We start from the raw sequence: 23,128 nt of genomic DNA on the forward strand, positions 1-23,128 counted from the left end.
GCACCCGCGCTGGAGACCTCGTGCCGTCGTCGCTGATCCTGTCCCGCCGTGACCTGGACTTCCTGCTGCACGAGTGGCTCGACGCCGAGTCGCTGACCAAGCGGTCGCGGTTCGCCGAGCACTCGCGCGAGACGTTCGACGCGGTGCTCGACCTCGCGGAGCAGATCGCCACCGAGCACTTCGCGCCGCACAACCGCACGGCCGACGAGAACGAGCCGCGGATGGTCGACGGCAAGGTGGAGATGATCCCCGAGGTCGCCCGGGCGCTGAAGGTGTTCGCCGAGGCGGGCCTGATGGCCGGCGAGTTCGACGAGGAGTTCGGCGGCATGCAGCTGCCGCACGTCGTCGGCCAGGCGGTGTTCGCCTGGTTCAAGGCGGCCAACGTGGGCACCTCGGCCTACCCGTTCCTGACCATGGCCAACGCCCGCCTGCTGCTCACGCACGGCAGCCGCGAGCAGATCGACACCTACGTGGCGCCGGAGATCGAGGGCCGCTGGTTCGGCACCATGGCCCTGTCCGAGCCGCAGGCCGGCTCGTCGCTGGCCGACATCACCACCAAGGCGGTGCCGCAGGACGACGGCACCTACCGGCTGAGCGGCAACAAGATGTGGATCTCCGGCGGCGACCACGAGCTGACCGAGAACATCGTCCACCTGGTCCTGGCCAAGATCCCCGGCGGCCCGCCCGGCGTGAAGGGCATCTCGCTGTTCATCGTGCCGAAGTTCCTGGTGAACGAGGACGGTTCGCTCGGCGAGCGCAACGACGTCGTCCTCGCCGGGCTCAACCACAAGATGGGCTATCGCGGGACGACGAACACCCTGCTGAACTTCGGCGAGGGCGTGCACACCCCGGGCGGGCAGGCGGGCGCGGTGGGCTACCTCGTGGGCGAGCCGCACCGCGGCCTGACCTACATGTTCACCATGATGAACGAGGCGCGGATCGGCGTCGGCGTGGGCGCGACCGTCCTCGGCTACACCGGTTACCTGCACGCACTGGAGTACGCGCGCACCCGCACCCAGGGCCGCCCGCCCGCGGGCAAGGACCCCGCCTCGCCGATGGTGCCGATCATCGAGCACACCGACGTCCGCCGGATGCTGCTGGCCGCCAAGTCCTACGTCGAGGGCGGCATGGCCCTCGGTCTGTACTGCGCCCGCCTCGTGGACGAGGAGCAGACCGCCGAGACCGAGGAGGAGCGGGCCCGCGCCCACCTGCTGCTGGAGATGCTCACGCCGATCGCCAAGGCGTGGCCGTCCCAGTGGGGCCCGGTCGCCGACGACCTGGCGATCCAGGTGCACGGCGGCTACGGCTACACCCGCGACTACCCGGTCGAGCAGTTCTACCGGGACAACCGGCTGAACCCGATCCACGAGGGCACCCAGGGCATCCAGTCGCTGGACCTGCTCGGCCGCAAGGTGGTCATGCGGGACGGCGCCGGGCTGGCCCTGCTCGGCGAGACGATCACGGCGACGACGGCCCGCGCCGCCGGCACCCAGTGGGCCGGGTTCGCCGCCGACCTCGACGCCGCCGTCGCTCGCATGGCATCGGTCACCGCGACCCTGTGGGGGGCCGGGGACCCGGACGTCACCCTGGCCAACTCGCACGTCTACCTGGAGGCCGCCGGGCACCTCGTCGTCGGCTGGCTCTGGCTGGAGCAGGCGCTGGCGGCCGAGAACGGCAGCACCGACTTCCACGAGGGCAAGCGCGCCGCGGCCCGCTACTTCTGGCGCTGGGAGCTCCCCCGCACCCGCGCCCAGTTCGACCTGCTGGAGTCGCTGGACCGCACCGTCCTCGACACCCGGGACGCCTGTCTCTGAGCGAGGCCCTCCCTGCCCGGGAGGGATCGTCGGCCGAGGCCGCACAGCACGGCGCCCCGCCCTCCGTGCGGAGGACGGGGCGCCGTCGCGTGCTGGGGTGCTGCGGGGCTCAGGCCCGGACGGCCTCGGAGGCGTTCTGCCGGCCGCTCGAGGCGCGGGTCGCCGCCCGCTTCTCCTGCTCGTACCGAGCGGTGGACTGCGTGCCCATGGCAATGACCAGGGCCGTCAGGACCAGGAAGCCCAGCAGGGTCACGGCCGCCCACAACATCATCAGATCGCTCTCCTCAGTACTCCGGGTATCGCCGCCGGGTCAGGGGCTGGCGGCACGTCGTCGAGCCACTCTTCCCCCGTTCCACGCCGTCTCAATCGTCCGATCCGGCACTTCACCTGACGGGGTGTGAGGCGGAACACAAGAACGGCTGCCCGGGGCCGCGCCGTCCCGGGGTGTCCGGGGCTCGTGGTCTGATCAGCGGGTGTCCGACCCCACAGCCGCCACGGCAGCCCGGGCCGGAACCCGTCCCGGGGCGCTGATCCTCGCGCTGTCGCTCGGCGTGACGACGCTGTCGCTCCTGCAGAGCCTGGTCGTCCCCGCGCTGGGCCGGATCGAGGACCAGCTCGACGTCTCGGCCGCCGCCGCCGGGTGGGTGCTCACCGCGAACCTGCTCGCCGCGGCCGTCCTCACCCCCGTGCTCGGCCGGCTCGGCGACCTCCGGGGCGAGCGGCCCGTCATCCTCGGCATCCTCGTGGTCGTCTCGCTCGGCACCCTGCTGGCGATCGTGACGACGTCGCTGCCGCTGCTGCTCGTCGCCCGCGTGCTGCAGGGCGCCTCCTACGGCCTGTTCCCCCTGTCGATCAGCGTGCTGCGCCGCGAGCTGCCCGAGGCGCGGCTCAGCGTGGCGATGTCGATCGTCAGCAGCACCCTCGCCGTCGGCGGGGTGGCCGGACTCGTGGCGACCGGGCTGCTCACCGGGAACGGCGGCGACTACCGGCACCCCTTCTGGATCGGGCTCGCCGTCGCACTGCTGTCCCTGGCGCTCACCGCGTGGCTGCTGCCGGCCCGTCCGGTCACCGGGAGCGGCACGGTCGACTGGTGGGGCGCGATCGTGCTCGGGGCCGGCCTGGTGCTCCTGCTGCTGCCGGTCTCGCAGGGCCACCGCTGGGGGTGGGCGTCCCCGGCCACCCTCGGCTGCCTGGCCGGAGCCGTGGTGGTGCTCGCCGGCTGGGTGGTGCTGCAACGGCGCACCGCACAGCCGCTCGTCCGCCCCGCCATGCTCGCCGACCGGCGCACCGTCGTGCCGAACGTGGCCGGGCTCATGACCGGCATCGCCCTGTTCGCCTCGTTCCTCGCCGTCCTGCAGTACGTGCAGGCGCCGCCGGAGATCACCGGGTACGGCTTCGGGGCCAGCGTGCTGGAGGCGGCGGTGGTCTACCTGCTGCCCGGCGGCGTCGTCGGCATCGTCGTGGCGCCGTTCGCCGGCCGGGTCGTCGGCCGGTTCGGCGCCCTGCCCACCCTGGCCGCCGGGGCGCTGTCCGGGGTCGCCGGGTTCGGCGTGCTGGCCGGGCTGCGCGGGGAGCCGTGGCTGGTGATCGTCGCCGGCATCCTCACCCAGTTGTCCGTCACCGTCGCCTACGCCGCGCTCCCCGCCCTGGTCGTCGACGCGGTGCACGAGGAGGAGACCGGGGTCGCGAACGCGGTGAACTCGATCGCCCGCTCGGTCGGCCAGGCGCTGGGCAGCACCCTCGCCGTCACCCTGATCGCCGGGAGCATCGACCCGGCCACCGGCTTGCCGCGGGCCGTCGCCTTCACCCTGGTGGCGCTCATCGGGGTGGTCTCCACCGCGATCGTCGTGGCCGTGGCGCTCCTGGCGATGTTCGGCGACCGGCGACGGGCTGCCCGGCGGGGTCCCGACCCGCTGACCGACGTGGAACAGGCCACCGCCGGCGCCGGGGAGTGGTCACCGGTCTCGGGCATCCGCTGACGCATTCGGGCGACACGCCGCGGCACTCGGCATGGAACCGATCCGTGCGGGGCATCGGGGGATGCGACCGCACCCCATGTCCGGAGGACTCTCCATGGCCCGACCCACCGGCTCGTCCAGCCGCACCGCGGCGGACACCCGCTTCCACGGCAACCGTGCCGCGACCGACCCCGCACCCGACGACGACGTCGTCAACGGAACACGGGCCGACTACGCCCCGACCGGCGCCGACACCGGCACCGGAACGGGCGCGACGGTCAAGCGCGCCGCCAAGGAGTTCAGCGAAGACGGCATGACCGACTGGGCCGCCTCGCTGACGTACTACGGCGTGCTGGCCCTCTTCCCCGCGCTCACCGCCCTGGCGGCCATCGCGGGCATCTTCACCACCCCGCAGCAGCTCACCGACGCGCTGACCGCGGTGGTGCCCCAGTCCGCGGCGGAGACCCTCAACCCGGTCATCGAGGACATCGCGGGCAACAACAGCGCGGCCGGCTTCGCCCTCGTGCTCGGTCTCATCGGTGCGCTGTGGACCGCGTCCGGCTACGTCGGGGCGTTCACCCGCGCGGCGAACGTCGTCTACGAGACGCCCGAAGGCCGCAAGTTCTTGAAGCTGAAGCCGCTGCAGCTGCTGATCACCCTGGTCGGCATCCTGTTCGCGGCGCTGATCGTCGCCATGCTCGTGCTCAGCGGGCCGGTGGTCGACGCGGTCGCCCAGGCGATCGGCCTGGGCGACACCGCCCTGACCGTCTGGACCTGGGCCAAGTGGCCGGTCATCCTCGTCGTCCTGGCGCTGATGATCGCCGTGCTCTACTACTCGACCCCGAACGTGAAGCTGCGCGGGTTCAAGTTCATCAGCCCCGGCGCCGCCGTGGCCATCGTGGTCGCGGTCGTCGCCTCGGCGCTGTTCGCGTTCTACGTGGCCAACTTCGGCAACTACAACGCCACCTACGGCGCGCTCGCCGGCGTGGTGATCTTCCTGATCTGGTTCTGGCTGATCAACCTCGCCCTGCTCTTCGGCATCGAGTTCGACGCCGAGATGGAGCGGAGCAAGGAGCTGAAGGACGGCGTCCCGCGGGCCGACAAGGAGATCCAGCTCGACGCCCGCGACGAGCCGAAGGACCAGCAGACGACGTAAGCGCGGACTGCACGCAGCACGGCCCCCTCCCGATCCGGGAGGGGGCCGTTCTCGTCAGCGGCTGGTCGGCGGCCCATCGCCCCGGCGGGCGAGCGGCACCCGCTCGACGACGCCGGCGACGGCGGCCAGGCCCTGGCTCACCGCCCGGCCGACCGGGGCGAACCGGTCCGGCACGCGGCGGACGCCCGCGTCGACGACGTCGCGGGTGCGGTCGACGAGCGTCAACGGCAGGCCCGAGAGGGCGTTGCCCGGTGGCCGGCGGGAGACGGTGGGGTGCGGCCGCGTCGGGGACACGCGGCGCACGATCGCCCAGCGGCGGCCCAGCGCGCGGAGCTCCCCGGGGGTGAGCCGCTCCTGCAGCCGGGGGAACAGCACGTCCTCCTCGTCGCGCGCGTCCTCCCGGAGCACCTCGGCGAGCCGAGCCAGCCGCTCGGGACGGCGCGGGTCGTCGAGCCCGTCCCGCTCGAGGGCGCTGACCAGCTCGTTGACCTCCTGGTGCTCCTCCTCGACCTGGCGGGTGAGCTGGTCGCCGTCGGGCAGGACGCGACGGAGCACCGGCCACAGCACCACCTCCTCGGCGAACGCGTGGCTGAAGACCAGCCTGTCCAGGCGCGTCAGCACCTCCTCCTGGGCGGTGCCGGTGGTGGTGCCGAGCTCGTGCAGCAGGCGCTCGAGCTCGGCGTGGTCGCGGCGCTGGTGGACGAGCACGCTGGCGTGCCCGCCGAGCTCCGCGATGGTCTGGTCGGCGATGGATCGGGTCACGGGAGCCTCCGGGGGTCACGGGTGGGCGACCTCCTGCCCGATCCGCCGCCCGCCCATGCCCGGGGGCCGCCCCGACCCCGGTTGCGCGGGGACCCCACGGGTAGGTGCCCCGCACAGTTCCCCGCCGAGGAGGCAGCACCGCGATGAGCGACCGGTCGACGATCACGTCGGACTTCTACGACCTCGAGGCCCTGCTCGACGACGACGACCGGGCGCTGCTGCACCGGGTGCGCGGGTTCATGGACGAGCAGGTCGAACCGATCATCAACGAGTACTGGACGCGAGCGGAGTTCCCGCACCAGCTCATCCCGGCCATGGCCGAGCTGGGCATCGCCGGCACCTCGATCCAGGGGTACGGCTGCCGGGGCCGCTCGCCGCTGCTCGACGGGATGATCTCCATGGAGCTGTCCAAGGGCGACCCCTCGATCTCCACGTTCATGGGCGTCCACGGCGGCCTGGCCATGGGGTCGATCTACCTCTGCGGCTCCGAGGAGCAGAAGGAGCGCTGGCTGCCGGCCATGGCCCGCATGGAGCTGATCGGCGCGTTCGGGCTCACCGAGCCCGAGCACGGCTCCGACGTGGCCCGCGGCCTGCAGACGACGTGCCGGCGGGACGGCGACTCCTGGGTGCTCGACGGCGAGAAGAAGTGGATCGGCAACGCCAGCTTCGCCGACCTGACCATCATCTGGGCCCGGGACGTCGACACCGAGCGGGTGCTCGGCTTCGTCGTCGAAGCGGGGACACCGGGCTTCACCACCGTGAACCTCGAGGACAAGATCGCGCTGCGCGTGGTGCAGAACGCGCACATCACCCTCGCGGGCGTCCGGGTGCCCGAGGAGAACCGGCTGCAGGAGGCGCACAGCTTCCGCGAGACCGCCGACGTGCTGCGGATGACCCGCGCCGGCGTCGCCTGGTCGGCCGTGGGCTGCTCCCGCGGGGCCTACGAGCACGCCCTGCGCTACGCCCTGGGGCGGGAGCAGTTCGGCCAGCCGATCGTGGAGTTCCAGCTCGTGCAGGACCTGCTGGTGCGCATGCTCGGCAACATCACCTCCTCGGTGGCGATGTGCGCCCGCCTGTCGCAGCTGCAGGGCGCAGGGACGATGACCGACGAGCAGGCGTCGCTGGCCAAGGCCTTCTGCACCATGCGGATGCGCGAGACCGTCGGCTGGGCCCGCGAGCTCATGGGCGGCAACGGCATCCTGCTGGAGAACCACGTGGGCCGCTACGTCGCCGACGCCGAGGCCATCTACTCCTACGAGGGCACCCGCGAGGTGAACACGCTGATCGTCGGCCGGGGCGTGACCGGCGCCAGCGCCATCGTCTGAGCCATCGGCCCGCACGGCCTGCCGGGGCCGGTGCCCTGTGGTTGAGTGGGACAGGTCACAACCGCGTCTCGGGAGACGGCGCCGCCGCGTCCCGGGGCAGCGCGCCGAAGGAGAACCGCGATGGCCCAGCCTGCGACCGAACCGGCCCGGACGGCGTCGGCTCCCCCGCCCGGGCGCCCCGACAGCGCGCCCGCCGCCGGCGCCCCCGAGGAGGCGGTGGAGGCGGCGACGGGCCTGGACATGGTGCTCGTCGACGCCGCCTCCGGGCCGCTGCGCCGGCTGGTGCCGCCGGCGGGGACCGCGTTGCGGTTCGGCGCCGCGCTGGCCCGCCGGCCCGACACGGTCGCCCGCCGCGGCGGTGAGCTGGCCCGGGAGCTCGGGAAGGTCGCGCTCGGCCGCTCCGAGCTGGCACCGGGCAAGAAGGACAAGCGGTTCGCCGACCCCGCCTGGAGCGGCAACCCGCTGCTCAAGCGCACCATGCAGGCGCACCTGGCGACGGCGCGGGTGGCCTGGGAGCTGATCGAGGACGCCGACCTCGACTGGCAGGACGACGAGCGGATCCGCTTCACCGCCACGAACCTCGTCGACGCGCTGGCCCCCAGCAACGTCCCGGTCCTCAACCCGCTGTCCCTGAAGGCGGTGATCGACACCGGCGGGGCCAGCGCCCTCAAGGGCCTGCGGCGCATGCTCTCCGACCTGACGAGCCCGCCGCGGGTGCCGTCGATGGTGGAGCCGGACGCGTTCACCGTCGGCGAGGACCTGGCGGTCACCCCGGGGGCCGTGGTCTTCCGCACCGACGTCTTCGAGCTCATCCAGTACCGGCCCACGACGGAGACCGTCCGGTCGGTGCCGCTGGTGATCGTGCCGCCGACGATCAACAAGTACTACATCACCGACCTCGCACCCGGCCGCAGCATCGTGGAGCACTACGTGGCCGGCGGCCAGCAGGTGTTCATGATCGTGTGGCGCAACCCCGACGAGCGGCACGCCGACTGGGGCCTGGACACCTACGGCCAGGCGGTGCTGGACGCGATGGACGCCGTCGAGCGGATCACCGGCCAGGAGCAGGCGAGCGTCCAGGCCTTCTGCTCCGGCGGGATCATCACCGCGATGGTGCTGGCGCACCTGGCCGCCACCGGACGGCAGGACCGCGTCCGCTCGGCCAGCTACGCCGTCACCGTCCTCGACTGGGAACGCGCCGGCACCATGTCCGCGCTCATGGACCCCGAGGCCGTCCAGGCCGCCATCGAGCGCTCGCGGCGGAAGGGCTACCTCGACGGCGCCCAGCTGGCCGAGGTGTTCGCCTGGCTGCGCCCCAACGACCTGATCTGGAACTACTGGGTCAACAACTACCTGCAGGGCAAGCCGCCGCCGAACTTCGACATCCTCTTCTGGAACGCCGACACGACCCGGATGAGCGCGGCCCTGCACCGCGACTTCATCGAGGTGGCGCTGGGCAACGCGCTGACCGAACCGGGCCGGGCCGGCATGCTCGGCTCGCCGGTGGACCTCTCGGCGGTCACCGTCGACTCCTACGTCACCGCGGGCATCGCCGACCACCTCTGCCCGTGGCAGGCCTGCTACCGGACGACCCAGCTCGTCGGGGGCGAGAGCCGGTTCGTGCTCTCGACCAGCGGGCACATCGCCTCGCTGGTCAACCCGCCGGGCAATCCGAAGTCGACGTTCCAGGTGGCGTCCTCCACCCCGCCAGACCCGCAGGAGTGGCTGCGGCAGGCCGAGACGGTGCAGGGCTCCTGGTGGCCCGACTACGTGGCGTGGCTCGGCGAGCGGTCGGGCGAGGAGATCCCCGCCCCCCAGCAGCTGGGGGGCAACGGTCTCGAGCCGCTGGCCGACGCCCCGGGGACGTATGTCTTCGACAAGTAGCCCGGAGGTCGTGCGCAGCCTGACCGTCGGCGGCCGCACGCTGCGGGTGGCGGTGCGGCCGGGTACCGACGACGCGGTGCCCCCGCTGCTGCTGATGAACGGCATCGGCGCCAGCCTGGAGGTGCTGCAGCCGTTCGTGGACGCCCTCGACGCCCGGCGGACGGTGATCCGCTTCGACGTGCCCGGCGTGGGTGGGTCGCCACGCCCCGTCGTCCCCTACGTGCTGTCCACGCTGACCCCGGTGGTGACCGGGGTGCTCACCCGGCTCGGCTACGACCAGCCGGTCGACGTCCTCGGCCTGTCCTGGGGCGGCGGGCTGGCCCAGCAGTTCGCCGTGCAGCACCGGCGGCGCTGCCGGCGGCTGGTGCTGGCCGCGACGGGGACCGGGACGCTGATGGTGCCGGCGCACCCGCGGGTGCTGGCGCGGATGCTCACCCCGCGCCGGCACCGTGACCCGGCGTACGCCCGGGAGATCGCCGGGCTGATCTACGGCGGCACGATGCGCACCGACCCGGAGCGGGCCGCGCAGGCGCTGCACTCGCACACGCGGGTCGGGCCCCGGCGCGGCTACTACTACCAGCTGGCGGCGAGCACCGGCTGGAGCAGCCTGCCGTTCCTCCGGCTGATCCGGCAGCCGACGCTGGTCATCGCCGGCGACGACGACCCGATCATCCCGGTGGTGAACGCACGCGTCATGGCCCGGCTGATCCCCCGCGCCCAGCTGCACGTCTACCGGGGCGGGCACATCGCGCTGATCACCGAGGCCGAGGAGCTGGCCCCGGTGATCGAGGACTTCCTCGACGCCTGACCCGGTGGCTCAGCCGGCGCGCGTCCGGGTCTCCAGGTGCCGCTCGAACTTCTGCAGGACGTCGTCGATCAGCTGGGCGTGGGTGTAGTTCATGACGTCGTAGCCGGCCTCCTCGGACTCCCGGTCCCCGGCGCCGAGGCGGACGTCGAGCCGCGAGTCCGGCGCGTCCGCCCACGGGCGGGACGCCTGACCGGGCTGGATCCGGTAGCGGAAGGGGGCGCCGCCGTCGACCTCCGCCGTCAGCTCCACGGAGCGGCTCCCGGAGTCGTCCACGACCCAGCGGGCATCGGACGCGAGGTTGCGGGCCCGCAGCTCGGCCGCCGCGTCGCCCAGGGCCGGCCGGGCGGTCTCGGAGAGGTACTGGGCGGCCCGCTCCCGGCCGCTGGGGACCGGCGCGCGGCGGCGTCGCAACCGCGCCCGCCGCCGGGCACGGGGCCGGCGGGAGGGCAGGACACCGTGCCGGCCGGCGGCCCGGTCGGCCTCGTTCCGCAGTGCCCGGTACAGGCCGACCATCACCAGCACCATCACGAAGCCGAACGGCAGCCCCATGATGATGGTCGCGTTCTGCAGCGCCGGCACGCCACCGACCACGAGCATCGCCGCGGTCAGGACGCCGGTGGCGAACGCCCAGACGATCCGCACCCCGGCGGACGCGTCGTCCTGCGGCCGAGCCAGCCGCGAGGAGAGGTTCGCCATCACCAGCGCGCCCGAGTCGGCCGACGTCACGTAGAACAGCAGACCGACGAACGTCGCGATCGCGGCGACGAACAGGAAGGCCGGGTACTCCGCGAGCAGCGTGTAGAAGCCCCGCTCCGGGGTGTTCATCGCCGTCTCGCCGAACGCCGCGTCCCCCTGCCGGATGCGGTCGATGGCGCTGTTCCCGAAGATCGACACCCACATGAGGATGTAGCTGAACGGCAGGAGCAGCGTGCCCGCGACGAACTGCCGGATCGTCCGTCCCCGTGAGATCCGGGCGAGGAAGAGCCCGACGAAGGAGGCCCAGGCGATCCACCACGCCCAGAAGAACAGCGTCCAGCCGTTGAGCCACTCGTCCGGCCGGTCGTAGGCGAAGGTCTGCATGGTCAGCCCGGGGAAGCTGCTCACGAAGTCGCCGACGTTGAGCACCAGCGCGTTGAGCAGGAAAGCGGTGTTGCCGGTGACGAGGACGAAGCCGGCCAGGCCCAGGGCGAGGACGACGTTCAGCTGCGAGAGCCGCTTGATCCCCCGGTCCACCCCGCTCACCGCGGAGACCGTGGCCACGCCCACGGCGAGCGCGATCAGGCCGAGCTGCGCGGCCCGCCCCTCGGGGATGCCGAACAGCACGAAGAGCCCGTAGTTCAGCTGCACGACGCCGATGCCGAGCGAGGTGGCGACGCCGAAGATCGTCCCGAGCACGGCCGCGATGTCCACCCCGTCGCCCAACGGGCCGTGCACGCGCCGGCCGAAGATCGGGTAGAGCACCGAGCGGATGGCCAGCGGCATGTTCATGCGGTAGGCGAAGTAGGCCAGCGCCATCCCCATCAGCGCGTACATGCCCCAGCCGTTGACGCCGTAGTGGAACAGCGTCCACACCGTGGCCTCGCGGGCCGCCTCGACCGTCTCCCCCTCCCCGACCGGCGGGGCGAGGTACTGCGTCACCGGCTCGGCGACGGCGAAGAACATCAGGTCGGTGCCGATCCCGGCGGCGAAGAGCATCGACGCCCAGGCGAAGGTGCTGTACTCCGGGGCGGAGTGCTCGGGGCCGAGCTTCACCCGCCCGTACCGGGAGAACGCGATGGCCAGCACGAAGACGAGCACGGCGGTGGCGAAGGCGATGTAGAACCAGCCGAACCACTCCGACGTCCAGCCCACCAGCGAGCCGATGGTGCCGGCGGCGGAGACCGGGCTGGACATCGCCCAGAGGGCGACGAGCAGGACGCCGGCGACCGAGCCGTAGAAGACCGGGCGCTTCAGCCCGTTGCCCTGTTCACGACGTTCGTTGTCCGCATCCACCGGGCGGATGGTGGCACACCCTGCCGCCTGCGGCTCGGTGAGCGCCCATCGGCGCCGCTCATCCCCCGGGGCGGCCCCGGCCCGGGGTGAACGTCCGCCGGACCCGGCTCCAGCGGTCGGGGGTGCGTTCGGCGTCGAGCAGCTCGGTCGCGGCCAGCGCGCGGTCGACCACGTGCTGGGGCGGCGGCTCGAACGGCCGCAGCGACCGGCCGGTCGTGGTGCGCAGGCTGTCGACCGCGCGGACGAGCGACCCACCGGATGCCCCGACCGCGGCGGCCACCGCGGCGGGTTCGACCCCGAGGTGCTCGCCGAGCAGACGGTGGCGCATCCGGACGACGACCCCGGCGAGCCCGGCGCGGCCGGGGTCGTCCGGACGCGCCTCGACGGTGAGGTCGCACTCGGTGTCCAGGCCCATGGAGCGGTTGTTCAGGTTCGAGCTGCCGATCCGCATCAGCCGGTCGTCGACCAGCAGCACCTTCGCGTGCACGTACACCGGCCGGCCGCCTTCGGTCACCGGCACGTACATCCGGAAGCGGTCGTGGACGTCGGCCTGCCGGACCATCGCGAGCAACCGGGCGCGGGCGGCGCCCATGGCCTTCTCCTCGAGCCATCCCTCCGCCGACTCCGGGGTCACGAGGACGAACTCCGGGCCGTCGGCCTCGCCCAGCCGCTCGGCGATCGCCTCCGCGATCCGACGGTTGGCGAAGTACTGGGCCTCGATGTAGACGGTCTCCCGGGCGGCCGCGATCGCGGCCAGCCACAGCAGCTCGACCTCGTGCACCAGGTCGTCGCCGCCGTGCCGCGGGCGGGTGCGCGAGATCGCGACGTCGACGTCGGTCAGCAGCGGCTCCACCTCCGGGGGCCAGCACGGTTCGGCCCCCTCGACCGGGTCCAGTCGCCGGCCGGTGCCGCTCTCCCACCGGGCGCGCGCCAGATCACCCAGCGCCCGTGCGGCGGGGCCGGAGACCAGGCTCGTCACGTCGTGCCAGGGGCCGGTCGGGCGGGGCGAGTGCGGCCGGTGCCGGTGCCGGTGCCAGTCGAGGTGGTCGGAGGTGTCCCACCGGTCGGCCGTGACGTCGATGCCGCCGGCGAAGGCGAGGCAGTCGTCGATGACGACGATCTTCTGGTGGTGCGCGGCGCCCAGCGGATGGTGGTGGTCGACGGCGAACCTGAGCCGCTCGTGCGTCCGGCGGCGGAGCAGCGGAACGGGGAGCACCCCGCGCCGCAGCGACTCCAGCATCCCCATCCCCCACTGGAGGACCCCGATCTCCAGGTCGGGGTTGGCCCGCACGGCCGCCTCGAGCACCCGGACCAGCCGGTCGTCCCGCGCCCGGCCGGGCGTGCGGGGATCCATCCGGATCCGGGGCTCGAAGTCCCAGCCGATGAACAGCACCCGGCGCTCCGCGCGCAGGACCGCCTGCTTGAGGACGGCGAAGTAGTCGGCGGCGTCGACGAAGATCGCGTACCGGTCCGCCCGCTCGATCCGCCAGCACGTCTCGCCGGGCACCAGGACCGTGTCGTACCCGACCCGCGGGATCGTCCGCCCCGCGCCGTCCGGTGCCGTGGTTCCGGCGTCAGCCACCCTCGCCTCCCGTCCGGGAGCGTGGCGACGGCCTCCGGCCGGGGCGTGGCCGGAAGGCGCGACGGTCGTTCACGCCGGGGAGTCTGCCCCAGCCCGACGGCCGAGGGCATCGGTGATCACCCGGCCGTGGGGTCGCCGCCGCCCGACCGGTCGTCGGGCCGGTCAGCTCGCACCTGCCCTCGCCCCCGTGCGCAGCAGCGCACCGGCCTCGGCGGCCCGCATCGGCCGGTGGATCAGGTAGCCCTGCGCCTGGTCGCAGGCCTGCTCCTTGAGGCGGGCCAGCTGGGCGGGCTCCTCCACGCCCTCGGCGACGACGGTGAGCCCGAACGTGTGCGCCGCCCGGATCATCAGCGCGACCAGCTCGCGGTGGGCGGGCTCGGCCGAGGCGACGAAGCTCCGGTCGATCTTGAGCGTGTCCACGGGCATGTTCCGCAACTGCCCGATGGAGGTGTAGCCGGTCCCGAAGTCGTCGATGGCGATGGCGACGCCCATGGCCCGCAGCTCGGTGAGGTGGTCGAAGGCGACGGGGTCGTCCACGAGCACGGTCTCGGTGACCTCGAGGACGAGCAGCCGGGCCGGCAACCCGGAGGCTTCCAGCGCATCGGCGACGTCGGCGACGATCCGCCGGTCGGCGAGGTGCCGCCCGGAGATGTTCACCGCCACGGTGGCCTCGGGCCGGCCGGGCACCGCCGGGCAGCCGGCCCGCCACTCGGCGAGCTGGCGGGTCGCCTCCCGCAGCACCCAGCGGTCGACGTCGCCGATGAGGCGGGAGCCCTCCGCCACCGGGATGAACTCGTCCGGCGGGACCATGCCCACGCCCGGGCGCTCCCAGCGGATCAGGGCCTCGTAGCCCGCCAGCCGGCCGCGCGCCACGTCGACGACCGGCTGGTAGTGCAGCTCCATCTCCCCGTTCGCCAGGCCGTGCAGGATGGCGGCCTCGAGCTCGGTCCGCCGGCTGAGCTGGGCCCGCAGTGCCTCGTCGAAGATCTCCGCCCGGCCGCGGCCGTGTGCCTTGGCCCGGTACGCGGCGGTGTCGGCCTCGGCGAACAGGACGTCGGCATCGGTGCCGCCGTCCCGGCTGACGGCCACGCCGACGCTGGCGCCGACGCGCACGGCGGTGTTTCCACCGAGCGTGATCGGTTCGCTGACCGAGGCGATCAGCCGGTCGGCGAGCTGGAGCAGGTCGTGCTCGCTGTGCACCGGTTCGACGAGCACGACGAACTCGTCGCCCCCGAGGCGGCACACGACGTCCCCGGGCCGCACGGCGTCGCGCAGCCGCCGGGAGACCTCCCGGAGGACCTCGTCGCCCACGGCGTGGCCGTGGGCGTCGTTGACGGCCTTGAACGCGTCGAGGTCGACGAACAGGAGCCCGGTCATCTCGCCGGCCCGCCGGCCGCGGTGCAGGGCGGAGGTCACGAGCGTGACCGCCTGGGCGCGGTTGGGCAGTTCGGTGAGCGGGTCGTGGGTCGCCTGGTGGGCGAGGGCGAACTGCAGCTCCTCGCGCTGGCGCACCGAGTGGACGATCTGCTTGACCGAGGCGTGGACGACCTCGCCCAGCGGGCCGGGAAGGGGCTGGTCGAGCAGCGCGTCGTCCAGGTCGCCGCGGGCCACGGCCTGGGCCTGGGCCTGGATCCGGCGCAGCCCGGCGACGGCGGCGCCCAGGGCGGCCGAGACGGTGCGCACCTCACGGGGGCCGGCGACCTCGACCTCGACCAGGGAGCCCTGGCTGATCTCCGTGGCCTGGCCGGCGAGCAGCCGCAGGGCCCGGGCGACGCTGCGTCCCAGCAGGACCGCCCCGAGCAGCGAGCCGGCGAGGAGGCCGCCACCGAGCACGAGGACGAGCTGCAGGCTGTCGTTGGCGCGCTCCCGGTCGGCGGCCGCGAGGGCCTGGGCCTCGCCGGCAGCCGTCTCCACCAGGCCGGTGAGCATGGCGTTGCGCTCCTGCCCCCCGAGCAGCAGGGAGGCCAGCTCGGTGATCGGCAGGTGGCGGACGGGGTTGCCGGAGAGCCCTCCGGCCATCGCCCCTTCCACCCGGGACACCACGGAGGACGTGCGGACCTCGTCCCACGCGACCCGCAGCGACTCCTGGGAGAGGGTCTGCATCTGGCGCCGCACGTCGAGGTAGTCCAGCCAGACCGTCTGCCAGGCCGTGCGCGAGCCGATCAGCTCGTCGCCGCCGCCCCCGAGGAGCGAGCCGAGGAACAGCGGCAGCTGCCGGCTCGCGCTCTGCGCCAGCTGCGCGATGGTCTGCACGTCGCGGATGGCCCGCAGGGTCGCACCCGGGATCCCCTGCGAGGTCGCGGCCGCGGCGGCCGCGATCTCCGCGTGCATCAGGTCGTTGGAGACGGTCAGGAACTCCATGTAGACGCCTTCGACGTCGAGCGCGCCGGCGTCGCTGCCGGCACGCAGGACCGCGAGGTCCTCGGCGGCACGCTCGGCCGCGTCCTCGCCCACCGAACCGGCGGGCACCATGGCCAGCGCCAGGTCGGTGACCTCCCGGGCGCGCTGGGCCTCGGCGAACGCGGTCTTCCGCTGGGCCTGCAGCAGGAAGTCCGGCAGCCCGAGGGCGGCCGCGGCCGCCGGGTTCTCGATCACCCGCAGCGACAGGACGGGCATCATCTCCTGCTCGACCGCGCTCCGTGCCGCGTCCAGCAGGGCGAGCGTCCGCACGGCCTGCTCGGCCCGTTCGGCGCCCGCCGCCTCCGCTGCCCGCGCCTGGGCGGCGGCGGCCGCGAGGACGACCACACCGATGAGCGGGAGCAGCACGAGGGCGGTCAGGTACCGCCACAGCGGTGCACCGCGCCGCCGGCCGTGGCCCGCTGCCCGGATGATTCGCACGATTCCGTATCGGCATCGCCGGGCACGCCTTGAGGAAGCCACCCACCCCCTTCGGGTCGGTCGCTCCGGGGACGGGTGGTCAGGGAGTTCACAGCCGTCCGCCCGGGGAATGTCAGACCCGGCCGCGATGCTCGGCGGGACTCCAGCCCCGAAGGGAACCGTGCCCGACATGCCCGACCGCCCCACCCGCTCGACCCCGGCGGCGATCTCGCCGGCCGCCCGCCGTCTGCCGGCGAGGTTGCGCGGCCGCCCCACCCTCGTGGTGCCACCCGCGTCGAGCGCCCCCGCACTCCGGCCCTGACGCACGGCCGGCGCCGCGGCCGGCGCCCGGCGGCGCCCCGCCACCGGCGACGGCGGCCTCCGGCTCCCGCCCGCGCTCATCGGGGCGACGTGGTCACCAGGTGGGCTCCGGTGGATCCCACCTCCTCGACCGGGAAGCCCAGCTGCCGCAGCACCGTGACGACGGCGGTGGTCATGGTCCGCTGCACCGCGGCGTCGGCCGCCGCGCCCCGCACCTGCTGCAGGCTCATCCGGTCGTGCTGACGCCAGGTGACGACGACGCCCAGGCCGGCCGGATGCGGCGTCAGGCAGACCCCGCCGGCGCCGTCCGGCCCGTCGCAGTCGTGCAGCGCCAGGCCTGCCTCGAGCACCGCCGCGGTCACCTCGACCGCCAGCGTGGTCAGCGCGTCGTCGTCGTCGGAGACGTACGGGTCCCAGTCCTCGGGGAGCCGGTCCAGCTGGTGCCCGAGCTCGGCCAGCCAGCTGCGCTCCTGCGGCGACTGCCGCCGGACCACGGAACCGTCGGGACGGCGCACGCCGTAGACGGCACGCGCGCTGTCCAGCCCACTGCCGGACACGGCCGCCCAGTCGGCCTCGAGCGAGTCGGCGAACGGGCCCGCCAGCGCCGTCCCCTCCAGCTCGTCGACCAGCCACCAGGCCGTGGCCGCCGGGCCGTCGGCGAGCCGGCGCCCGGCCGGGTGGGTGGCCAGGCCCACGGCCGTCCGCTCGGGGGCGGAGCGCTCCCGGCCCTCGCCACCACCGGCCGGCCGGCCGGCCGCACCCATCGGTGCCTCCGTCCGCTCCGGCGGGGCCTCGTGGAGCTGCCGCGCCGGCACGTGGTTGCGCTCGAACTCGTAGCGCGCCGTGGAGCTGGCACCCAGGACGACGATCAGCGCGATCAGCCCGAGGCAGCCCAGCATCGGGGCCACGACCGCCACCAGCTCACCAGGCACGCCAGGCCCCCTGCGGTCCCGCACCCCAGGACGACGCCCACCGCGACAGCTCCTGCACGCGCGTGGTCCACGGCGGGCTCGGGGGCCCGGCCGGCCGCGGCGGTGCGACGGGTTCGTCAGCCATCAGGTCGAGCAGCAGGGCCAGACCGTCGCCGTCGAGCTCGTCGTCGAGGTGGGTGGAGGGATGGTGGACGGGAACCGCGGTCGCGTGCACAGGTACTCCTCGCAGGTGCTGCTCCGCGGCTGGGGAAGCGCCGCGGACGACCCGAAGGCTAGGTCCGGACGAGCTGCGGGACGGCCGCCCGGACGGCCTCGGGAACCGGCCCGTGTCCCATTCGTTGCGGAGGGCTTCCCGGGGGTCGGACGACCCGTCTTCCACGGCGACGACCTGTCGACAAGGCGGCCGGTTCCGAGCGTGGAACGGCCGATCCGGCGGCCGGTCACTCCGCCCGGCCGGCGGCGCGCCGGCGTGTCGTCAGCCGGCTGCGGCCAGGAATCCGAGCACGCGCTCCCGCACCAGCGCCGCGGCCACCGCGTCGTGGTCGGGCAGGCTCCGGTCGGTGAACAGGTGCCGGTCGCCGGGGTAGAGGAACAACTCCGCGCCGTCGATCCGCGCGGCGAGGGCCCAGGCGACGTCGACGTCCCCCCGTTCATCGGCGTCCATCGTGTGGATCTGCACCGGGACGCCGTGGGGCCAGGTGTCCCCGAGCTCCCCCAAGGGGACGGCGGCGTGCATCAGCACCGCTGCGGCCGCGCCCGGCCGGGTCTGGGCGAACAACTGCGCCGGCAGCACCCCGAGGGAGAACCCCGCGTAGACGAGGCGTTCCGGAAGGCCCTCGACGGCGGCCCGGGCACGCTCGACGACGGTGTCGAACCCGACCGCCTGCACGTGGGCCATGCCGTCGTCGAGGGAGCCGAACGTGCGGCCGTCGTACAGGTCGGGGGTGTGCACCACGTGCCCCGCCGCCCGCAGCTCGTCGGCGAAGGCCACGCACCCGGCCGTGAGCCCCTGCGCGTGGTGGAACAGCACCAGCTCCGCCATGCCTGCACGCTAGCTGCGCGGTACGACATGACCGACGCCGAGAACGCCGACCGGGTGGGCCCCGTGGGGATCGAACCCACAACCCGCGGATTAAAAGTCCGCTGCTCTGCCAGTTGAGCTAGAGGCCCGGTGGGTGCAGGAAACCCTCCGGAGATCCACGCGACGACGCACGAGGCCTACGGCCGCCTCGCGACCCCGGTGCCAGGCTACCGCCGGGCACTGCGCCCACCCGATGGACGCGGGTCCGCGGCGGGCGGCCGGGCAGCCGCCGCGGCGACCAGCACGGTGACGGGGATGCCCGGCCCGGGACCGTTCGCTCCGATGTCACCGGAAGAGCACTCGTGAGGTCCGCACTGCAACGTGTCCGGCTGGACGAGGATGGCGCAATGGACGTCCTGAGCAGCCGCACCCTCCTGCGACCGTCGGATCCGCGACGGTCGCAGTCGTTCTACCGCGACGTCCTCGGGCTGGCGGTGTACCGCGAGTTCGGCCCGGCGGAGCATCCGGGGGTCGTCTTCTTCCTCGGGAACGGACTGCTCGAGGTGTCCGGTCAGGCGGAGCAGAGCCCCGAGGGGCTGGCGCTGTGGCTGCAGGTCCGGGACGTCGTCGCCGAGCACCATCGGCTCGCGGCGGCTGGCGTGACCGTCGTCCAGCCGCCCCGGCTCGAGCCATGGGGGCTGGTCGAGATGTGGATCGAGGATCCCGACGGGGTCCGGATCGCTCTGGTCGAGATCCCCCACGACCATCCGCTGCGCCGCGACCAGCGCTGAGTTCGCGACCGGCCGGCGCTCACCCGGCAGGGGTGAAGGTGCCCACACCGGTACCGCATCAGCAGGCCGATCGCGCCGGTCATAGCCTTGACACCGGTTCTCCCGACCACGCGGTGATCGAGTTCACAAGCCCGCGGTCGCACGTACCGGCCACTTTCGGCCGACGATCGAAAGCAAAGCGCGAGCGCCGCAGTGCCTCGCTGAGCACAGCCAGAGAGGCAGACGTGACTTCCGAGCGCAGCGTTCCCGACAGCGCGAACCCCGACGTCGTACTCGTCGGGGGCGGCATCATGAGCGCCACCCTGGCGGAGCTGCTGCGCGTCGTCGCCCCCGAGTGGAGCGTCGCCGTTTTCGAGTCGGGCAGCGCCGTCGCCGGCGAGAGCTCCGGCCCCTGGAACAACGCCGGCACCGGGCACGCCGCCCTCTGCGAGCTCAACTACACGCCCGCGGGCCCTGACGGCCAGGTCGACCCGACCAAGGCCGTCACGATCAACGAGCAGTTCCAGGTCTCCCGGCAGTTCTGGTCGCACCTCGTGCGCGGCGGCCTGACCGGGTCCCCGAAGGACTTCATCACCCCGGTCCCCCACCTGAGCTTCGTCACGGGCGAGAACGGGCGCCGGTACATGCGCAACCGGCACGCCGCGCTCGCCGCCCAGCCCGTGTTCGAGGGGCTCGAGTACACCGACAGCCCGGCCGTGATGGCCGAGTGGCTGCCGCTGATGATGGAGGGCCGCGACCCCGAGCAGATCGTCGCCGCCACCCGCTCCGTCGCCGGCACCGACGTCAACTTCGGCGCCCTCACCCGCCTCATGCTCGACGACGTCGCCGGCCACGGGGTCGACGTCCACGTGAACCAGCGGGTTGAGGGCCTGGAGAAGGAGACCGACGGGCGCTGGAAGGTGACCGTGCGCGACACCGTCTCCGGAGAGCGCCTGACCCTGCGCACCCGGTTCGTCTTCGTCGGCGCCGGTGGCGGCGCCCTGCCGCTCCTGCAGAAGGCCGGCATCCCGGAGATCCGCGGCTTCGGCGGGTTCCCCGTCAGCGGCATGTTCCTGCGCACGCGGTCGCCCGAACTGGTGGCCCGACACCAGGCCAAGGTCTACGGGCAGGCCGCCGTCGGCGCCCCGCCCATGTCGGTCCCGCACCTCGACCTCCGCCTCATCGACGGCGACCACTCCCTGATGTTCGGCCCCTACGCCGGCTTCTCGCCCAAGTTCCTCAAGGCCGGGTCGATGTTCGACCTGCCCAAGAGCGTCAAGCCCAACAACCTGGGCTCGATGCTGGGCGTCGCCCGCACCGAGATGGCGCTGACCAAGTACCTGGTGGGCGAGCTGCTCCAGTCGCGCTCGGCCCGGCACCGCACGCTGGAGGGCTTCGTGCCCACCGCCGAGCAGGACGACTGGGACATGGTCACCGCCGGCCAGCGGGTCCAGGTCATCAAGCAGGACCCGAAGAGCGGCAAGGGCGTCCTGCAGTTCGGCACCGAGCTCATCGTCGGGGGCGACGGCAGCATCGCCGGCCTCCTCGGCGCCTCCCCCGGCGCCTCGACCGCCGTGTCCGCGATGCTCACCCTGCTCGAGCGCTGCTTCCCGCAGCGCATCGACGCCTGGCGCCCGCTGCTGCAGCAGGCCATCCCGTCCTACGGCCACTCGCTGAACGCGGAACCGGCGCTGCTCGCGCAGGTCCGCACCGACACGATGCAGACCCTCGAGCTCAACGGCTGATCCGCAGCCACCCGGCCGTACGCAGGGGGCCACCGCTTCCCTGACGCCCGGGTGACCGGCCCCGCACGGACCGGTCACCCGGGCGTCAGATCACGTTCAGGACCATCAGCAGGATCAGCGTCAGCACGGCCGAGATCAGCAGGGAGCCCAGGCAGCCCAACCGGCTGGAGAAGAGGAAGAACATCCTCCCCCGGTGCCCGCCGGGCCCCCGCACCTACACCTCGTGTGCGGCGGGTCACCGGGGCCGGCCGCGGACCACCCGTTCAGGGGATCGCCGGGGACGGCTCCGGTTACGTACGGTCATCACCACACCGGTCGGGGCGCGACACCGCAGTCCTGACCGCCGAACCGTCCGTCTGCGCCCACGCGCCGGCGGGTACGACCCCGGCCCGGCTGACCCGTTCCCCCCGGGCGGCCGGGCCGGCTACTTTCCCGGCACCCGGCGCCCCGCACCTCCTGCGCCCCGCACCTCCGGCACCCGACACCTCCGGCCCCCGCGGGCGGTCCTCAGCCCCCGCGCTCGCACACCCGCGCGACCAGGTCGGTGAGCGCCCGGCGCAGCTCGACCGCGACCCGGCCCCGGGCGGTCAGCGATGGCGGCTGGGCACCCGGGCCTTCACCCGGCCGGCCTCCATGCGGATCACCAGCTTCTCCTGCGGGTTGGCCGCCGGGCCGCGCCGCGGCTGGCCGTCGTCGAGGTCGAACGCGGACCCGTGCCACGGGCACACCAGGCACTCGCTGCCGCGCACCGTCTCGACCACTCCTTCGTCGAGCGGACCCGACAGGTGCGAGCAGGCGCCCACGAACACGTCGACCCGCGCCCCGCGACGGACCACGGCCAGCGGCACCGACATGCTGCTGCCCTTCCCGGTGCGCATCGTCGGCCGGCCCTCCGGCAGGTCGTCCAGCGGCCCGAGGTCGATCCAGTCCGTCGACAGGGCACGCACCGCCGTCGCGGCGTGCGAGGCACCGGAGGACTGCGCGTAGGACATGTGGCCGCCGATCGCCGCGGACCCGCCGGCGACGCTCAGACCGCCGTAGGCCAGCACCCGCCCGAGCGTGCCGCGGCCCTGCGCCCGGGCGACCAGCGAGCCGACGTAGAGCCCGAGGGCCGCGGTGTTCATCAGCGCGTGCAGCGCCCCCAGCCGGCGGACCCCGGAGCCCTGCTCCGACCAGTCGGCCGCCCCGGACAGCGCGGCCGGGACGGCGACGACCACACCGGTGCCGATCAGCGCCGTCGCCGCCGGCCGCAGCGGCGGGATCGCGTCGAGCAGGCCGGCGGACACCCAGCTCCCCACGGGAACCTGCACCAGCACCGGGTGCAGCGGGTGCCCCAGCCACGTCCCGTGCAGCACGTCCTTGACCGCGCTGGGCATGCCCTGGACGGCACGCCGCGCGGGCTCGATCGCCTTGTCGAACGCCGACACGTCCGCGATGCGGTCCAGGAACCCCATGAGACTCATGGGCGCCCCCTACCCCGGTGTCCCCGGCACGATGCCCCGCCTGCACGGGGAACCAGCGGGAACCCTGCCGTGCGATGCACAGGTGACCGTGAGGAAGGACACGGGTGAGCCACAGGTCGCCCCGGCATGGTCAGGGGTGACAAGGGCATTGCCGAGGAGGAGCCTTGACCCCGCTCACCACTTCCCGCTCACCCGCCCCACGAAGGACCCCCGTGACCTGCCCGTCCCTGCTCCGCCGCCACCACGCGGCCGAGTCCGTCGGCGACCTGCCGCGGACGACGGCGCAGTGGCCGCAGGAGCGCGAGCCGGGCATCGCCGCTCGCCTGCGCCGGGACGACACGACGGCGCAGTTCGTGCGGTTCGTCCTCGTCGGGGGAGTCACCACCGTCGTCTACGCGCTGCTGTTCGTCGCGCTGGGCGGCTGGCGCGGCTACCTGACCGCACACCTGGTGGCGACGGCGGTCTCCACGGTGCTGGCCAACGAACTGCACCGCCGGCTGACCTTCCACGCCGACGAGCGGGTGCACTGGTTCACCGCGCAGTGGGAGGCCGGCGGCGTCACGGTCGTCGGTCTGCTGGCCACGAGCAGCGCCCTGGGCTGGCTCCACGCCGTCACCGACGGCACCCACGCGGGTCTGCAGATCGCGACCGTCGTGACGGTCACCGCCGTCATCGGCCTCATGCGGTTCCTGGCGCTGCGCTGGATCTTCCGCCCGGCGCCGGCGACGGCGTAGGGGCTCGCCCGACGCGCCCATCCCCGGCTCCTCACCGGTTGTCG

18 protein-coding genes and 1 tRNA gene are annotated in these 23,128 nt (G+C 73.7%); 9 read left to right on the forward strand and 10 right to left on the reverse strand.

Translation table 11 applies throughout. The annotated features are described in order from the left end of the window. Positions 1-20: 20 nt before the first annotated feature. On the forward strand, positions 21-1,814 hold the full coding sequence (locus ABDB74_RS18880; protein ID WP_346620306.1) for an acyl-CoA dehydrogenase: 1,794 nt from the start codon (positions 21-23) through the stop codon (positions 1,812-1,814). A gap of 109 nt (positions 1,815-1,923) precedes the next feature. Here ABDB74_RS18880 and ABDB74_RS18885 read toward each other — a convergent pair whose 3' ends face one another. Then, positions 1,924-2,085 carry a hypothetical protein gene (locus ABDB74_RS18885; RefSeq protein ID WP_346620308.1) on the reverse strand — a complete coding sequence of 54 codons (162 nt, stop codon included), beginning with the start codon at positions 2,083-2,085 and terminating at the stop codon, positions 1,924-1,926. 202 nt (positions 2,086-2,287) lie between these two features. Here ABDB74_RS18885 and ABDB74_RS18890 point away from each other — a divergent pair, with 202 nt between their 5' ends. Together ABDB74_RS18890 and ABDB74_RS18895 are read left to right on the forward strand one after the other, a co-directional pair. Continuing rightward, the gene (locus tag ABDB74_RS18890) at positions 2,288-3,793 is read left to right on the forward strand and encodes an MFS transporter (protein ID WP_346620310.1); all 1,506 of its coding nucleotides are present in this window, start codon (positions 2,288-2,290) and stop codon (positions 3,791-3,793) included. Positions 3,794-3,887: 94 nt separating this feature from the next. Beyond that, a complete protein-coding gene (locus ABDB74_RS18895; RefSeq protein WP_346620311.1) occupies positions 3,888-4,928 on the forward strand; it encodes a YihY/virulence factor BrkB family protein in 1,041 nt (346 codons plus the stop codon). Positions 4,929-4,982: 54 nt separating this feature from the next. Here ABDB74_RS18895 and ABDB74_RS18900 read toward each other — a convergent pair whose 3' ends face one another. Continuing rightward, positions 4,983-5,690, reverse strand: coding sequence for a hemerythrin domain-containing protein (locus tag ABDB74_RS18900; protein WP_346620313.1), 708 nt, complete (start codon positions 5,688-5,690; stop codon positions 4,983-4,985). A gap of 143 nt (positions 5,691-5,833) precedes the next feature. Between ABDB74_RS18900 and ABDB74_RS18905 the strand changes: the two genes are divergently transcribed. The 3 genes from ABDB74_RS18905 to phaZ all read left to right on the forward strand — a co-directional run bounded on the left by ABDB74_RS18905 (position 5,834) and on the right by phaZ (position 9,707). Continuing rightward, positions 5,834-7,015 (forward strand): acyl-CoA dehydrogenase family protein, encoded by a 1,182-nt coding sequence (locus ABDB74_RS18905; RefSeq protein WP_346620315.1) that lies wholly within the window; start codon positions 5,834-5,836, stop codon positions 7,013-7,015. 120 nt (positions 7,016-7,135) lie between these two features. Then, a complete protein-coding gene (locus tag ABDB74_RS18910) occupies positions 7,136-8,899 on the forward strand; it encodes an alpha/beta fold hydrolase (RefSeq protein ID WP_346620316.1) in 1,764 nt (587 codons plus the stop codon). A 10-nt stretch (positions 8,900-8,909) separates the two neighbouring features. After that, entirely contained in the window at positions 8,910-9,707 is a 798-nt protein-coding gene (gene phaZ / locus ABDB74_RS18915; protein ID WP_346620317.1) for a poly(3-hydroxyalkanoate) depolymerase, read from the forward strand. A 9-nt stretch (positions 9,708-9,716) separates the two neighbouring features. Here the strand turns inward: phaZ and betT are convergent, their stop codons facing one another. The 7 genes from betT to ABDB74_RS18950 all read right to left on the reverse strand — a co-directional run bounded on the left by betT (position 9,717) and on the right by ABDB74_RS18950 (position 18,521). Further along, on the reverse strand, positions 9,717-11,699 hold the full coding sequence (gene betT, locus ABDB74_RS18920; protein ID WP_346620318.1) for a choline BCCT transporter BetT: 1,983 nt from the start codon (positions 11,697-11,699) through the stop codon (positions 9,717-9,719). Between the two features lie 58 nt (positions 11,700-11,757). After that, entirely contained in the window at positions 11,758-13,281 is a 1,524-nt protein-coding gene (locus ABDB74_RS18925; RefSeq protein WP_346620319.1) for a phospholipase D-like domain-containing protein, read from the reverse strand. A 162-nt stretch (positions 13,282-13,443) separates the two neighbouring features. Then, positions 13,444-16,119 (reverse strand): EAL domain-containing protein, encoded by a 2,676-nt coding sequence (locus tag ABDB74_RS18930; protein WP_346620321.1) that lies wholly within the window; start codon positions 16,117-16,119, stop codon positions 13,444-13,446. A 377-nt stretch (positions 16,120-16,496) separates the two neighbouring features. After that, positions 16,497-17,351 carry a hypothetical protein gene (locus ABDB74_RS18935; protein ID WP_346620323.1) on the reverse strand — a complete coding sequence of 285 codons (855 nt, stop codon included), beginning with the start codon at positions 17,349-17,351 and terminating at the stop codon, positions 16,497-16,499. Beyond that, on the reverse strand, positions 17,341-17,565 hold the full coding sequence (locus ABDB74_RS18940; protein WP_346620325.1) for a hypothetical protein: 225 nt from the start codon (positions 17,563-17,565) through the stop codon (positions 17,341-17,343). The genes ABDB74_RS18935 and ABDB74_RS18940 overlap by 11 nt, the downstream gene beginning before the upstream one ends. 261 nt (positions 17,566-17,826) lie before the next feature. Next, the gene (locus ABDB74_RS18945) at positions 17,827-18,393 is read right to left on the reverse strand and encodes a dienelactone hydrolase family protein (RefSeq protein ID WP_346620327.1); all 567 of its coding nucleotides are present in this window, start codon (positions 18,391-18,393) and stop codon (positions 17,827-17,829) included. A 55-nt stretch (positions 18,394-18,448) separates the two neighbouring features. Next, a tRNA-Lys gene (locus tag ABDB74_RS18950) sits at positions 18,449-18,521 on the reverse strand. Between the two features lie 258 nt (positions 18,522-18,779). Here ABDB74_RS18950 and ABDB74_RS18955 point away from each other — a divergent pair. Together ABDB74_RS18955 and mqo are read left to right on the forward strand one after the other, a co-directional pair. Continuing rightward, positions 18,780-19,163 (forward strand): VOC family protein, encoded by a 384-nt coding sequence (locus tag ABDB74_RS18955; RefSeq protein ID WP_346620328.1) that lies wholly within the window; start codon positions 18,780-18,782, stop codon positions 19,161-19,163. Positions 19,164-19,387: 224 nt separating this feature from the next. Continuing rightward, the gene (gene mqo, locus ABDB74_RS18960; RefSeq protein WP_346620329.1) at positions 19,388-20,887 is read left to right on the forward strand and encodes a malate dehydrogenase (quinone); all 1,500 of its coding nucleotides are present in this window, start codon (positions 19,388-19,390) and stop codon (positions 20,885-20,887) included. A 587-nt stretch (positions 20,888-21,474) separates the two neighbouring features. On the opposite strand, the gene ABDB74_RS18965 is transcribed toward mqo, so the two are convergent. After that, complete coding sequence (locus tag ABDB74_RS18965; protein WP_346620331.1) at positions 21,475-22,350, reverse strand: Rieske (2Fe-2S) protein; 876 nt, start codon at positions 22,348-22,350, stop codon at positions 21,475-21,477. A 212-nt stretch (positions 22,351-22,562) separates the two neighbouring features. Between ABDB74_RS18965 and ABDB74_RS18970 the strand changes: the two genes are divergently transcribed. Continuing rightward, positions 22,563-23,084: a GtrA family protein gene (locus tag ABDB74_RS18970; protein WP_346620332.1), complete on the forward strand. Its 522-nt coding sequence runs from the start codon at positions 22,563-22,565 to the stop codon at positions 23,082-23,084. The last annotated feature ends 44 nt before the right edge of the window (positions 23,085-23,128 follow it).

The sequence above is a fragment of the Blastococcus sp. HT6-4 genome (genome assembly GCF_039679125.1).
Classification (GTDB): domain Bacteria; phylum Actinomycetota; class Actinomycetes; order Mycobacteriales; family Geodermatophilaceae; genus Blastococcus; species Blastococcus montanus.